Below are 15,804 nucleotides of genomic sequence, written 5' to 3' on the forward strand. Positions count from 1 at the left end.
GGCACATTTAAAAATCAATGGCAAGAATCCTATTTCGCTTTAATACACTCCGTTCTAGTTTGGCTCTAAGAATTTCTCGGTGTTCTATTCCTTTTGTTCCCAATAACACGCAAGCTTGATCCCAAACTTCTTGTCTCCAATGGGTAATCAGAGAAGATATGAGGTATTCATCCAGGTTACCAAAAACATGATCCATCCATTCCATCAAAAGATCCGAGGGATTGATCAGTTCATCTTGTACTTGATCTATGGAAGTTGCAATTATTTCATTGACCTTACAATGGTCCTCATAGCGTAACTGCTGCTCTTCACGACTTAAATGGGGCCATTCTTGGTCAAGAAGATCAAATAAAGTCAATACCAAGTCATAATTGATATGCGCATTTACTCCCATTAATAAATATTGAACCTGCCGTAAGTTGAGTTCGGCGGTGCACTGATGCACCTCCTGCCAAATTTTTGGGGAGGTTTTTCCGCAATCATAACATTCCAGGGCATCAAAGTAATAATTGGCAAACCGATGAAGGAGGGTACTGATCCAAACTCTGTCATGAAACTCATCCATTTCTATCGCTTGAAACATATTTCCAGTCATGAGACGGTAACAACTTAAAAAAACCTGCCGATCATCGTTTTTTGTTTTCCAGTCCCTGATAAGGAAATCCATTCGGTTTAACACATCCAAATTAGTTGCCATCACTAGATTCATTCAATGTTACGAGTAAGGGGTTCTGTTTAATCTCCCCTCTTGAGATATTTAGAAATGCAATGCACCACCCCCTGTCTTTTAGCGAAGCTATTGAAGTCTCCAAGACGGTGTACGGTAAAGCCGAAGCTTTCCCAAAGTGCCTCCATATGATCATCCAAAACAGCTAGAGAAGCATATTCTCCATGACCGAATGTAGGTAAATAGACATGCTTGCCTACCTTTTCACTGTTTTCTACCAAGCAATTGTTGGAAGTGATATGATGCCAATTTCTGACAGAGGCTAGATCATTTTCCCTGGCGCCAAGGTAAAGGAGGTCTTTCAAAGCGCTATTGATATCTTTGTCATCAGGATTTTGGACGGCAAGGTCTCTCAAATAAGAAATTGGGATTTTTCTACCTGTGAATTCAGGATAATGTACCAAAGGGTTTCGGTGAACAATCACCCCTTGCTTTTTAAAAGATCGGGCAATTTCATCATAGGCTTCTTGAAGGTTATGACGACGGTTTGGGAACCCCAAGAGCTCATTGCCTAACTTGGGAGAGCCGACCATGATTTCAAATTTCCCATCTTCATTCTTCCCGATCAAACTGATAAACATATCCACATGAAAAATAGGTTGGAATGGACCGGTACCTACTCCCACAATATCCAGAATGTATTCGTCTGATTCTTTATTGCCTACATAAGCTGATATTGGGATTTCTTTTTTAGTCCCCGCCACGAACATCGGTCTGTTTTTATCCAAAAAATCAGAAAAACTCTGACGGACCAGCTCTTCTATTTGTTGACCTGTATTGACTCTTAGAGGTAGGGTTTGATCTTGGATTTGATGAATGGTGTCCTGGTAATAGTCTTTTCCCAATATCCAGAAATCATCTGCAACCAGGCAATTTCCACCCTGAAAAATCAACGGCGCCTGACTTGCGTTGATGTTGGTGTATTCTTCAATACTGTCTGCCAATAATTGATCTCCGGAACGAGGGAATTCCCAAGGTTCCATTAAATAATAAGTTTCGTCATAGGCGTCCTTTAATGCCAAATAGGCATCTTCCGCCCAGTCAGTAAAGTCCACATAACTAGGAATAGGAACCCAGGAAATCAAATTGGATTCATGGCCTACTGAACTAAACCAGGATTCAATGGTGTCTCGGTCCTGTTCATAATGTACAATGATAAACTTGGTTCCTAAACGAAGCGCTTTGATGACAGACCGATAGGCCTCCGTCCTTTCGGAGGCTCCAAAGTGGGGGACAGAAGGAAAAGCGAAAAGAATGGTATCAATTACTCCTTTATAGGAACTGATCAATTCAGGTGTTTGAAGACCTGGAGTGGGACTTTGGGCCTTTGTTTCAAATCCTGTAGCGGTAGTTTTCCCTCTTGTTTTCCCTGTTTTAAGCTTGTCTCCAAAGATGCGCATGTCTTTGGGAGCATCTGGGTGAATTGCAAAAAAGATCGATTGATTAATCATTGATTTCAAGTTGATTGAAAAAGTTCGATACTAAAATTTAGCTGCTTTCAAGAAGAAATCAAAAAAATAAGAGGATGCAAAAAAATAATGTAAGGGCATTGGTAATGCCCTCGAGATTGGATAAGGTTTCCCTAGCGTAAAACTCTAACTTATGGTTATCCGTCCCAGGAAAGCATTCGACCTATTTTAGGCTCCAATTTTAACAGAGGTCATGGTCAATGAACCTGCCAAGGGTTTATCATTGAATAATGAAATCTCCTCATTTTTATCCTGTAACCCGAGGGTGTATAATAAGGGTAAAAAATGCTCGGGTGTAGGAATTGACAGTTGAAAAGCTCTCCCTTGTTTAGAAAACTGAATTAGGTTTTCATGATCCCTATTCAAGATAAATTCACTCATTTTTTGACTTGCTTCCTCCGCCCAGTCAAAAGCATAATTTTCGTTCAGTCTTCTCCAATCTACCATTCGTAAATTATGGACTAGGTTTCCACTTCCCACAATCAACACTCCTTTGTTCCGTAATGCTCGAAGTTCCTGTGCTATTTGATAGTGTTCTTGTGGGCTTTTTCTGTAATCAATACTCATTTGAATGATCGGGACATTAGCTTCCGGATACATATGCCGGATTACTGACCAGGCTCCATGGTCCAAACCCCATTGATCATCCAGGTGAACCTCAGAGCTTTTAACCAGTTGCTGGGTTTGTTTGGCAAGAGCCGGACTTCCGGGTGCTGGATATTGGACCTCATACAAAGCTTTTGGAAATCCACCAAAATCATGGATTGTTGGAGGGAAATCCATCGCAGTGACTTGGGTTCCGGGAGTTTCCCAATGAGCAGAAACCACCAGAATGGCTTTGGGCATTTCTATTTCAGAGGATACTTTCCTGAAACCTTTCACAAATTCATTTTCTTCAATGGCATTCATGGGGCTTCCATGACCTAAAAAAAGGACTGGCATGGTAGAAGTGTTTCCCAAAGACTCAATAAATTGTTTCATCTCAATTGAATTAGCGCTTTTCTAGTGGTATAGACTATGGTTTTTTAAACCCTTTTGCTTATCCATCTTTGAATTGGTACTTCCTAAATCGAGAAGTTAAAGGACAAGTTCCATTTCTAGGACAAAGATTTTACCAATCATATGGACTATTGAGTTTTCAAAAAAGGATAATGAACCCTTTTTAATTTTTGTTTTATCTTGACTCTTCTAAAACGAGGTTGAAAATGTCAACACCTTTTAGAAGTTTTCATCTAGATTACTAAAACCCGTCACCTGTCCCAAATGAAGTTTAAGCTTACCTTTTTGTTGCTTTTTGTAGTGATTGGCCATGCTGTTTTTGCTCAATCTACCGACCTCTCTGGCCTTCAAAACTTGAATGTCAGGAATGTGGGGCCTGCCAATATGAGTGGAAGAATCACGGCCATAGACGTGGTCACTTCAAATCCAAAAATCATGTACGTTGGTGCGGCCTCAGGAGGGGTTTGGAAATCTGAGAATGGAGGTTCGGCTTGGAAGCCAGTTTTTGATGATCAACCCACACAAAATATTGGAGCCTTGGCAATCCAACAGAGTAATCCGGAGGTGATTTGGGTAGGGACAGGAGAGGGGAATCCCAGAAACTCCATGAACTTAGGTATGGGGGTTTTTAAAAGTCAGGATGGTGGAAAGACCTGGCAACATATGGGGCTAAAGGAAACCAAAACCATTCATCGAATTATCATCGATCCTAAAGATGCCAATACAGTGTATGTAGGAGCGATGGGTGATCCATTCACTGCCAACGAACATCGAGGTCTTTATAAAACCACAGACGGAGGGAAAACTTGGGAGAAAATTTTGTTTTCCAATAATCAATCGGGAATTGCTGATTTAGTCATGCATCCTGAAAACCCAAACATACTTTTTGCAGCACTTTATGAACATAAGCGAACTCCCTATTATTTCACTTCGGGCGGTTCTGGTTCAGGTCTTTATGTCACCAAGGATGGAGGGGTAACCTGGCAGCAACAAGGAGAAAATGAAGGATTACCTGCTGGAGAGCTGGGAAGAATTGGCTTGGCAATTTCCCTGTCCAATCCTGAAAGGATGTATGCAAAAATAGAAGCGAAAAGAAATGCCATCTATAGGAGTGACAATGGGGGGAATACCTGGCAGTTGATTAATGATGATCCAAAGTTTGCAAATAACAGACCCTTTTATTTTCAGGATTTAGCCATTGACACCGAAGACCCCGACAGGCTATATAATATTTACCAGCCTTTGTCAGTGAGTTATGACGGAGGAAAATCATTTGATCCGGTTCCCATGATCCCTGCTGATGAAACCAAAGGAATTCATGCTGATTTTCACGCATTTTGGGTCAATCCAAATGATGCACAGCATTTTATAATTGGGGGCGATGGAGGATTAGGAATCACCTATGACCATGGGAAAAGCTGGTATTTTCCTGAGTCTATTCCAGTCGCCCAATTTTATCATGTGGGAGTGGACCATGACGTCCCTTACAATGTCTATGGTGGAATGCAGGATAATGGCAATTGGTCTGGCCCAGCTTATACATGGAAGCGTGGAGGAATAAGGACCTTGTATTGGCAATACCTCGTGGGAGGAGATGGTTTTGATATTGCTCCAGACCTGGATAATTCAAGGTTTGGTTATGGCTCTTCTCAAAACGGTGATTTATATCGATATGATAAAATTACCGGCTACTATGTCAGCATTCAACCCCCGGCTCCGGACTTAGCAACCAGTTTACGGTTTAACTGGAATGCTGGGTTTGCAAAGAATCCCTTTGATTCCAATTCTGTCTATTATGGATCACAATATGTCCATAAGACCTATGATAAAGGACGCACTTGGGAAATTATTTCACCGGATTTGACCACCAATAATCCTGCCCATCAAAAGGCAGACTATGGAGGATTGACATTGGATGTATCAGGAGCTGAACGCTACAATTCGATTTTAACAATTGCTCCAAGTAGCCTAAATGACCAGATTATCTGGGTAGGAACCGATGATGGTCAAGTACAGTTGACTACTGATGCAGGAAAGACCTGGAAAAATATTACGTCCAATATCCAGGAAATGCCTGAAGAAGGTTGGGTTGCCCAAATTGAGGCTTCTAGGTATGAAGAAGGAGCGGCTTGGATGGTGGTCAATAATTATAGAAAGGGTGATTATGCGCCATATCTGTTTCAAACCAAAGACTTTGGGAATACCTGGCATCGGATGGCAGACGAAGGTCAAGTAAGAGGGTATGCGCTTTCTGTAATCCAAGATCCAGAAGAGTCTGGTTTAGTATTTCTTGGCACCGAACATGGATTATGGATAAGCTTCGACGAAGGAGAAAGTTGGGAGCAATTTCAAAATGGATTTCCCTCAGTATCAACCATGGATTTAAAAATTCAAGAACCGGAGTCAGCCCTGATCATCGGGACTTTTGGTAGAGCAATATGGATCCTAGATGATTTACTTTCTCTTCGGGAAATTGCTTCAGGTAGGCTTAAATCTGGAATTAATGCGATGCCTATGAACGATGCGGTCCAAGTCAAAGGCTTGTTTATCAATCCTCCAGGCAATATTTGGAGCGGTTTTAATACCACTTTTGAAGGAGAGAATAAAGTGTTCCAACAAACGAAGATTCCTTTTTACTTGTCAGAAATCCCTGAGGAAAACAGGACGGTAACTGCCAGGATTTATGATGCCGAAAATAGATTGATCAATACGGTGGAATCTTCTCAATTGGAAAAAGGGCTGAACTATATGATTTGGAAATTGGATGAGCATTCTTCCTCTTTAAGACCGAAAGGGACCGATGAATTTTCAAGAGACATTCCTGTATTGCCAGGAGAATATAAGATAGTACTTTCCTTTGGGGAGTATCTTGATTCCACCGCTGTCCAGGTAATTCCAGATCCCAGATTTAATCTGGATCCCAAGGTAGATGTGGAACTGTACAAGTATAGAAAAGCCATTGATGTTCAGGTGAAAAAGCTTGCAGAGGTCTTAGGGTTGATGGATGAAAAAACAAAGGAGGTAGACCACCTGATTGAAAAATTAGAAGAAGGAGAAAACACGAATCCAAGTTTAGAATTGGCTAAGAACATGAAAGCACAACTCCAGGCTCTTCGGGCCCAGGGACAAACCCCTAGGCCAGAAAGACAAGTAGGAGCTTGGCAATCCTTTGAATCTTCTCCTTACTCAAAAGTCCAGGAGGTATTAAAAATTGCGGCAGCTCAAACTCAACAACCCTCTGTTCAGCATCAGGAAATCTTGAATCAGGCTACTGAATTGGTGGAAGAATATTCTAAAACCGTGGATTCATTTATGGGAATAGAATGGAAAACCTTTGAATCGAAAGTAAACCTGGATTAGCAGCAAATTAATCAGCGGAGGAAATGATTGCCTCCGCTTCTATTTCTACGAGGTAACCTTCACCCACTAATTTGGCTTCTACCAAAGTATTGGCTGGGTTGATTCCTTTAAACCGTTCTCCATGTGCTCGGGCCACGGGTTCCCAGTCTTTAATTTCATTGACAAAAATCCTAGTCCTTACCACATCTTCCAAAGAACCTCCAAAGGAGGTAAGGACTCCCTCAATTTTATCAATCACAAAATGGGTTTGGGCTGCTGGATCCAGGCCGCCAATTTGATCTGGTCCATGGGTAGAAGTAGTACCCGATATATAGATTCTATTTCCATCTTTTACCGCCCTACAATAGCCGGCATATTCTTCCCATTCTGTTCCGCTGAAGATCTGTTCGCGTTGCGCTGTTTTCTGAATAGGAGTGAATGCCTTTGGGATGGTTTCCAAATGGTCACTGAGATCTCCTGAAGCGGTTAAGAACGGTGGTTTTCTGTATTCGTCTCCACAATCTCCAGGTATAGGGGTTAAACTTCTTTGAGCTTCTTGGATAAGCTCAAGATCTTCCGCTTGTAAATTGATTTCAAGCAGTTTTTTATTGTCTTCAATATGTTCGCTCTCTCCCAGGCGTGCACCTACGATGATGGCTGCAACATTGGGATTCTCCAAAATACACCGCCCCGCAATGTTGGCTACTGATACTTGGTGTTTCTCCGCTACCTGCTTGAGGGTTTGTAATAATTGTTGAAACACCTCCCAGCCACCGGCAGCATCTATGAAGCGCTTGTATTTCATTTGAGACCAGGTTTTGATTTCTGAATTGCTGGGTTCAGCTTTTCCTACCCACCTGTCCGTTAAAAAGCCTCCGGCCAAAGTGCCAAATGCCAATAATTTGACATGATACGTATCACAGACCTTTTTCATCTGTTGCGTAGCTCGTTGGTCAATTACCGAATGGCAAACTTGATTACTAACAATAGGGATTCCACTTGCACATGCAATTCTCAAATGGGCAGCGTCAAAATTAGTAACCCCAAGGTGTTGGATCAGTCCTTCTTCCTTCAGTTCATTTAAATAGAATAGTCCATCGAGCCAGCTTGGATCAGGGTAGTACCATGCATGGAATTGCAACAAATCTATCGAGGTTTGTTGCATTCTGTCAAGGGCAGTTTGAATGGCGCTGCGTACATCTGATCTGGTTATTTTCCCTGGCTTTGGAACCCATTTGGTAAACAGTTGGACCTTTTCTTTTTCAGAAAGACTGTTTTTAAATGTCCCAGCAATAATTTCACTGGAACCATAATGGTCCGCCATATCAAAAGAAGTAAATCCGGAATCAACATAAGCCTGCATGTATTTGGAAGTACTGACAGGGTCCAGGGTATTCCCGTCGCGCTCCATATCAGCAATTTGCCAAAGTCCGGTGACGATCCTCGAGATCTTTAAATTTTCTGCTAATTCAATATTCGGATTCATGTGTTATTCAGTAGGAAGTTCCAAAAATGTGTTTGTCAAATCAGGATCGTATTTTTTCAACTGCTTCCACTTATAAGCAAAAATAATACTTGCTAATCCCATGACAATAAGCCAGATAGGAGTGGAGTGAAAATACCAGGATGTTGTTTCTGATGTTAAATCTTTATAGGTGTGGATGATCAGGAATGCTGATAAAGTCAGAATTCCGGACCAGCCTATTAACAGTTGGGTTTTTCTGTTTTTCACCACCGATATTTCCTTCGCTAACTGGGGGTTAATCCTTGGGATTGCAACTAAGGTGATACACATCAGTAAGAAATTGACCATCATGGAGGTCACCATAATATCAATTCCCAGAAAAAAGTCACCTGCAAAATGGGACCCTATAACCCCAATACTTGCCATGCAACCTGCTACTAACAGGGCGACATAGGGAGTGTGATTTCGAAGATGAACTTTAGAAATTGCAGCAGGAAAGATACCGTCTTCTGCCCAGGCAAACATCAATCTGGAAACAGACAACAACATCGCTGGTAAATCATTAATCAAAGCAATGGCAGCCCCAACTAAGATAGCCACTCCCCAGCCTGAAGGTAAAACATAGCTCAATAAGCCAGGTGCTGAAATGTCTTTTTTCAATGCTTCTTCTGCTACAAAACTCCAAGGAACAATGTGATAAACTGAAGCTGAAAACAGGAAGTAAAATGCTCCCACCCCCACAATAGCTAATACAATTGCTTTCGGAAGATTTTTAGTTGGATTTTTAGCTTCTCCTCCAGCCTGAGCAATGGAGTCAAAGCCTATGAAACTAGAGAAAAGTAAAGCGGCTGCAGATAGAAACACTTTCAAGTCAAATGGCACTACGGGAGTAGGCTCAAAGTTTCTGGATTCCTTTTCTTGTAATGCTCTCAAAAAATCACTGGAGTCAAAAATTAATCCTGAGAAGATTACAATTCCTCCCAAGGCAAACATCAAAAACATCATAGGAAGTACGATTTTTTCGTATGATTTTATTCCTTGGATATTGATCAGGACAAAACCCCAGATGATCCCTAAGGCAAGGGAAACTCTAACCCAGCCTACCTCAAGAGTTTCAGCAATGCCATTCCATCCAAAATTGGAGGAAATATCCCGAATAAACGGGATGGTTAAATAGGAGATGACTCCGATGACTATGGAGAGCCCAAACCATTGGGAAAAACTAGCCACGAAACCCAAATAAGGGTTGAGCCCACGACTTGCGTAGATGTAGCTACCACCAGCTCTCGGCATAGCGGAGGATAATATTCCATAGGCAAAAGCGGCAAAAAGGGCAGGAATAGCGGCAAAAAGAAAAGCAGGTAAGACGTAAGGGCCTATTCCTGGAACATTCCTTTGAATCATAAAAGGAACCACATTGATGGAAGCTCCAAGCATAGAACAGACTCCCGTAGCAATCAGGGCCAAAAGTCCCATTTGCCGAGTCAATTTAGTGTTGCTCACTTAGGACGGTATTAGTTAGTTAATGAAAATGGATGAAACCAATAAATACTATTTGCGGAAGATAGTTTTTTTCATGCCATTTCACTCTATTTTTTAGACCAATGGTTGGAGAATATGAACGAGCAAAAATTTATAAACAGGGATTAAAAAAAATGGTAATTGAAATCTACTGCTTCAACAGATTGAAACCTGATTCTAAAAAAAAGCTTCCTATTGTTTTTCAGTAAATCCAGGAATAATACCTTCAGTTTTTCAAGTTTATATCCTGTTCTTTTTGTGATTCAACTAATGATTGGTGTACCTTCTTCGCTTGTGAGAGAAATGAACCCCATTTGGAATTAGTAGAGGTTAACTCTTCAGACTTTTCTTCAAGACAATAGAATCCTTGTTTGGTAAAAAGCATAATTCTGCATGCCCCCTTTTCAGGAAAAGGAATTTCTTCGATTTTAGTAGCCTTTTCAATCAATCCCTGAGCCATCTCTAGTAAAGAGAAAACTTCATTCCTTACGTTTTGGAAATTTCCACCCCCTATAATACCTCCTCCTTTGCTTAAATATATACTTGCATCACCTGATAAGTAGGCCACTAAACTGGCAAGTCCTTCTTCAAGCTCCCAGTCTATCATGACTCCAAATACTTTTGATTCAGAAATGGATGAAGGTGATTCAATTTGATCAGCAGTAATTCCTAATGCTCTTTTCCTTAAGTTGGTATATAGACTGGTTTGATTTTCTTGGGTGTTATTCATTTGGTTTGGTAATATTCAAATGGTGATAAACTGAAAAGACATTGAGTTTACGGGTGTTTGGGTGATGTTTTTAAAGTGAACCCAATGTCTTTAGAAAAACTTTGGCAATAATAGGTATTTTTATAAATCTCTTTTGATTTTGAATTATAAAAAATCAACTTTTAAAACTAACACTTTGTTTCCCGGATTGACAGGTTTTATTTTATTAGCAGGAAGCAAACCATATTTGGTAGGTGGCAAAATAACAATGAACTAGAATTAATAATCAATTAGTTGGTTGTGTTTTGCTTTTAGTTCCCTCTCTTTTTTATCTCTCTTTGTAGATTTTTAAAACTTTCATATTGATCAAATTTTAATAATTCATGTTTTTATTCAGAATAATTCTTTTTGCTGTTAAATAGAAAGGATATTTCCTAAGATAGGTTAATTAAATAGTTGGCTGGATGGTGTTCTAATATCTTAAAACTCTATACTCTTTCGAGGAATTTAAATTGATAGTAGATATAAAATTATCCAATAACCTTAACTTAGGAATCAACTATTTCTCACGATTATTTAAAAAATAATTTCAAACTTAATTTAGTTTGATTTTAAAACTTATAAATCACTCAAAAAGCGTATTTCTCTCTAAATCACTCCTTCAGCTAAACACTTTGCCATCAATTCAGCGGTGTTTGATGAATTTGTTTTGAGAAGAATGTTCTTTCTATGTGTTCTAGCGGTATTAAAAGAGATAAAAAGTTTTTCTGATATAGCTTTGGAGCTGAGGCCTTCACTCATCAGTTTGACGATTTCGAGTTCGCGCTTTGTAAGATCAGCAGTGCAGGAAGATTTATCAAGATTAGCTAGTTTCGGGTCAAACCTACCATGTTCAGCGTTAATATTTAAATAGGATTTTTTGGCATCATGATGAATGAATGAAACCCAGTCCGTTGTGATATTCCCTAGATGGCTTATGTCTGAATGAATGACGAAAGCATGTTCTATTTTCCCTTGATCAGTGAGTGTTAGAACTGTTGTTTGAACCATCATTGTTTGAACTTTACCGCTCAAAGCTCTACACCTATAGGTATAAACAGTTTTATAAGGAAGTAAATCTCTATGGTCATCGAAGGTTTGCATGAATTCATAAATTATTTTTTCCTTTTTTTCAATGATAGCTAATTCAGAGGGCAATGTTTGATTTAACAAACTATCTATCGTCGCTAATTCTTTTTTTATTCCAACCACATTTTCCACATTTGGATGGATATAATCCAGCTTGTATTTGTTCAGATTTAAAATGTAATAATAGGATTTACCGGGGGCACACATTGTTGCAATTTGATGGAACTGATCTGTGGGTTCGTATTTAGTGTATTTTTTTATTTGTAAGGCATATTCATTTTTCCAAAAATGCATCACACTATCACTTATCAAACCTCCCATAATGAACTATCTAGTAAAAAATATAACTAATAATATGTAAAATGTTGTTTAAATACAAATTTTTACTCCAAAATATTAGAATAATTAAATAGATGTGATTATCTGATAAAAAAAATCCCTCAGAGTAATCTGAGGGATATTGACTAGTTTATAATTTTCAGCTTTCTGAATTTAGCTTTCTGAATTTTCTTCTACCCATTTTCTAGCATTTACAAAAGCATCCATCCAAGGAGTAAAATCATCTTTTCTGTCTGCAGGATAATAAGGCCAGTTCCAAGGCTTTAAGCTTCGTTCAATATGTGGCATAATGGCCAAGTGACGCCCATCATCAGATGCTATCCCTGCTGTGGCATAATCAGATCCATTAGGGTTGCCAGGATAAGCTTCATAGCTATATTTCATAGCAAAGTGATAATCGCTTTCCGCTTGAGGCAAATGGAATTTACCTTCACCATGTGCCACCCAAACACCTAGCCTTTGACCGCTTAAAGAACCTAGCATCACCGAATCATTTTCAGGAATGGTTACATTCACGAAAGTAGATTCGAACTTATGGGATGCATTGTGAAGCATTTTTGGTTTATCTGTATGATTAGGTGTAACCAAGCCTAATTCAATCATGAGCTGACATCCGTTACAAACCCCTAAACTTAAGGTGTCAGGTCTAGCATAGAAATTATCCAAGGCTTGCTTTGCTTTTGGATTGTAAAGGAATGCACCGGCCCAACCTTTGGCAGAACCTAACACGTCAGAATTAGAAAATCCTCCAACAAAGACAATCATTTGAACATCTTCCAGGTTTTCTCTTCCGGCAATCAAATCCGTCATATGTACGTCCTTCACCTCAAATCCTGCTAACCATAAGGAATAAGCCATTTCCCGATCGCCATTCACTCCTTTTTCACGAATGATGGCCGCTTTCACTTTGCCTGCGGTTTTTCTGAAAGGATCTAACCCAGCTGCATTGAAATCACCTTTCCATCCTGCTGCAAATTCATAGGAAAGAATCTGATTCTTATAATTATCAAAGCGATCCTTTGCTAATTTTTCTCCGCTCTGCTTTCTGTCCAACAGGTAGGAAGATTTGAACCAGGTATCTCTCAACTCTGCTACCTCTAAGCTAAGTTCAGTTCCTTTGAATTCAACTTTACCTGTATCTGTAACTTTTGCAAGTTCAACGAAGTCAACATCATCTTCCACCAAAAGCTCCTCTACTGCATTCTCATCAGATACCTGAAGAATTACCCCAGGATTTTCAGCAAATAACATTTTCACCAAATCCTGCTCTTTCATTCGGTTAGGATGAACTTTCAGACCCACTCCAGGACTCGGGAAACACATTTCAAGTAAGGTAGTGATCAATCCCCCGGAAGAAATATCATGACCCGCTAGAATCCATCCTTGATCTATGAGATCCTGAACAGAAGCAAATGCTTTTGCAAAGTGTTCTGAATCCTTCACGTCAGGAGTTTCGGTTCCTATTTTATTAAGTGCCTGATAGAAGCTGGATCCGGCAAGTTTTGCTTCATCTCGGGAGAAGTCCACATACAAAAGCTTGCTTCCTTTGACAGGTTGAATGGCAGCCTTTACAGATCTCTTCACGTCCATACATTCCCCAACTGTAGAAATGATGACTGTTCCTGGAGAGTACACTACTTTTCCATCAGGATATTTTTGCGTCATGGACAGGGAATCTTTTCCGGTTGGAATATTGACCCCTAAATCAATCGCAAATTTAGAAACCGCTTCAACAGCTCTGTATAATCGATCATTTTCACCTTCATTCTTCGCTGGCCACATCCAGTTCGCAGATAAGGAAATTCCAGCCAATCCATCTTGAATCGGTGCAAAAATCAAATTTGTAAGCGCCTCAGCAATCGCTAATCTACTTCCAGCTTCAGGATCTGCCAAAGCAGCTACAGGAGCATGTCCAATAGAAGTGGCGATTCCTTTTTCACCAGTAAAGTCCAAAGCCATTACCGCGACATCGTTCAATGGAAGTTGAATAGCACCGACAGTTTGTTGAGTAGCAACACGACCTGTTACGGAACGGTCCACTTTATTGGTCAACCAGTCTTTACAAGCCACTGCCTCTAACTGTAACACCTCATTGATGTAGGATTTAATCAGTTCAGGATCATAGCTTGCTTCGGCAAAGCTGGATTTCTTGGTAGTGTCCTCTAGAATAGTTTTAGGTGAGGAACCAAACATATAACTCAAGTTCCAGTCTACCGGCTTTTCACCTGTCTTCTGGTTCTCAAATTTGAAATGCATGTCTCCAGTGGTTTCTCCAACTACATGAAAAGGAGCTCTTTCTCGATCGGAAATGGTATGAAGGGTATCTATGTCTTTTTTCCCGATCACCAAGCCCATTCTTTCTTGGGACTCATTGCCTACGATTTCCTTCGCTGAAAGGGTAGGGTCCCCCACAGGTAACTTATCAATGTGAATAGTTCCTCCTGTATTTTCCACTAATTCAGAAAGGCAATTTAAGTGGCCACCTGCTCCATGGTCATGGATAGAAATGATTGGATTATTTTCATTCTCTGCCATAGCGCGGATCACATTGGATACCCGCTTTTGCATTTCAGGATTGGATCTCTGAATCGCATTGAGTTCTATGGCGTTGGAAAGTTCACCGGTATTTAAGGAGGATACTGCTGATCCTCCCATTCCGATTCTATAATTATCACCGCCCATGATCACAATTTGATCACCGGCTTTTGGCTCTTCTTTTTTAGTATACTTCGCATTGGTAAAACCGACACCTCCGGCAAGCATGATTACTTTATCGAATCCATGTTGCTTACCTTCTTCTTCATGTTCGAAGGTTAGAACAGAACCAGAAATCAAAGGCTGACCGAATTTATTTCCAAAATCGGAGGCACCGTTGGAAGCTTTGATCAAGATATCCATTGGAGATTGATACAACCATGGTCTTGCTTCCAGATTCTTTTCCCAGCTTCTTCCTTCTTCAGTTCTTGGGTAAGAGGTCATGTAAACCGCAGTTCCAGCCAATGGAATAGAGGCTGTTCCTCCTGCCATACGATCTCGGATTTCACCTCCTCCACCGGTAGCTGCTCCATTGAATGGTTCTACAGTGGTGGGGAAATTATGGGTTTCTGCTTTCAGCGAAATGACCGTGTCAATATCTCTTGTTTCGAAAAAGTCTGCTTTGTCCTGTGTCTTTGGAGCAAATTGCTGCGCTTTTGGTCCTTGCACAAAAGCAACGTTGTCCTTGTAGGCAGAAGCAATTCTATTGGGATGCTTTTTGGAAGTTTCTTTGATCAGTTGAAATAAGGTCAAAGGCTTTTCTTCTCCATCAATGATAAAGGTTCCGTTGAAGATTTTGTGGCGGCAGTGTTCGGAGTTTACTTGACTGAAACCAAATACTTCAGAGTCAGTCAGGGGTCTTTCCAACTGCTTGGCAACGTTCTCTAAATAATCAACCTCTTCTTGGCTTAGCGCTAATCCTTCTTTTTTATTGTAGGCAGCGATATCAGAGATTTCCTGAATTTTTTCAGGCTCTAGATGAATATCAAAGATATCCTGATCCAGTCCATCGTAAGACTTTTGAAGCATGGGGTCAATTTGATCCCCTTCTTTTAGTGGGAAGAACTCTTCAATTCTGATGATTCCCTGAATCCCCATATTTAGGGTGATTTCCACCGCATTGGTAGACCAGGGAGTGATCATTTCTTTTCTTGGGCCGGAGAATTTACCTTCTACTTGTTTGGTTTCCAGTGCCTTGGCCTCTCCAAAAAGCCAGATTAATTTCTGGATATCTTCGGGTGCGAAAGGTTGTGGAGTTTGTACGGCGTAGATAAGGTTTTGAGGGGATTCGAAGAAGAATATCATGTCCTTAGGCTAGTAAGCTGCAAAGGTAAGAAATTGGACTTTAGATTGAAATATTTAGGAGAGGGTTATTTGATGAGGTTGGAAATATTCAGTGGGATCAACGTAGTTTGAAAATAGTTGAACTATGGAATTATAAATAACGTTTAGCCAAAATGTTCAATGGGTGAAAACAAATATTTCAGGGTTGTTTGCATAGGCTTAAGTCTTGAAAAAGTTGGAGAGCTACTCATATGTTCGAAAACGTGCGGTTTTCAATGTTAATTTTTTG

At 40.2% G+C, this 15,804-nt stretch carries 9 protein-coding genes; 1 reads left to right on the forward strand and 8 read right to left on the reverse strand.

Features of this window, described 5'->3' with window-relative positions:
* Nucleotides 1-7: 7 nt before the first annotated feature.
* The 3 genes from BUR11_RS02410 to ygiD all read right to left on the reverse strand — a co-directional run bounded on the left by BUR11_RS02410 (nt 8) and on the right by ygiD (nt 3,177).
* Complete coding sequence (locus BUR11_RS02410; RefSeq protein WP_074223229.1) at nt 8-697, reverse strand: DUF5995 family protein; 690 nt, start codon at nt 695-697, stop codon at nt 8-10.
* A 38-nt stretch (nt 698-735) separates the two neighbouring features.
* Nucleotides 736-2,178: a hypothetical protein gene (locus BUR11_RS02415; RefSeq protein ID WP_074223230.1), complete on the reverse strand. Its 1,443-nt coding sequence runs from the start codon at nt 2,176-2,178 to the stop codon at nt 736-738.
* Nucleotides 2,179-2,364: 186 nt separating this feature from the next.
* Nucleotides 2,365-3,177, reverse strand: a complete 813-nt coding sequence (gene ygiD, locus BUR11_RS02420) for a 4,5-DOPA-extradiol-dioxygenase (RefSeq protein WP_074223231.1) — start codon at nt 3,175-3,177, stop codon at nt 2,365-2,367.
* Between the two features lie 282 nt (nt 3,178-3,459).
* Here ygiD and BUR11_RS02425 point away from each other — a divergent pair, with 282 nt between their 5' ends.
* Nucleotides 3,460-6,555 carry a WD40/YVTN/BNR-like repeat-containing protein gene (locus BUR11_RS02425; RefSeq protein WP_074223232.1) on the forward strand — a complete coding sequence of 1,032 codons (3,096 nt, stop codon included), beginning with the start codon at nt 3,460-3,462 and terminating at the stop codon, nt 6,553-6,555.
* Nucleotides 6,556-6,562: 7 nt separating this feature from the next.
* On the opposite strand, the gene BUR11_RS02430 is transcribed toward BUR11_RS02425, so the two are convergent.
* From BUR11_RS02430 to purL, 5 genes are all read right to left on the reverse strand, one after another.
* Nucleotides 6,563-8,020: an aldo/keto reductase gene (locus BUR11_RS02430; RefSeq protein WP_074223233.1), complete on the reverse strand. Its 1,458-nt coding sequence runs from the start codon at nt 8,018-8,020 to the stop codon at nt 6,563-6,565.
* Between the two features lie 3 nt (nt 8,021-8,023).
* Nucleotides 8,024-9,502, reverse strand: coding sequence for an APC family permease (locus BUR11_RS02435; protein ID WP_074223234.1), 1,479 nt, complete (start codon nt 9,500-9,502; stop codon nt 8,024-8,026).
* 244 nt (nt 9,503-9,746) lie between these two features.
* On the reverse strand, nt 9,747-10,250 hold the full coding sequence (locus BUR11_RS02440) for a hypothetical protein (protein WP_074223235.1): 504 nt from the start codon (nt 10,248-10,250) through the stop codon (nt 9,747-9,749).
* Nucleotides 10,251-10,877: 627 nt separating this feature from the next.
* Nucleotides 10,878-11,678 carry a helix-turn-helix domain-containing protein gene (locus BUR11_RS21250; RefSeq protein WP_074223236.1) on the reverse strand — a complete coding sequence of 267 codons (801 nt, stop codon included), beginning with the start codon at nt 11,676-11,678 and terminating at the stop codon, nt 10,878-10,880.
* Between the two features lie 171 nt (nt 11,679-11,849).
* The gene (gene purL, locus BUR11_RS02450) at nt 11,850-15,536 is read right to left on the reverse strand and encodes a phosphoribosylformylglycinamidine synthase (RefSeq protein ID WP_074223237.1); all 3,687 of its coding nucleotides are present in this window, start codon (nt 15,534-15,536) and stop codon (nt 11,850-11,852) included.
* Between the last annotated feature and the right edge of the window lie 268 nt (nt 15,537-15,804).

The sequence above is a fragment of the Algoriphagus halophilus genome (assembly GCF_900129785.1).
Lineage (GTDB): Bacteria > Bacteroidota > Bacteroidia > Cytophagales > Cyclobacteriaceae > Algoriphagus > Algoriphagus halophilus.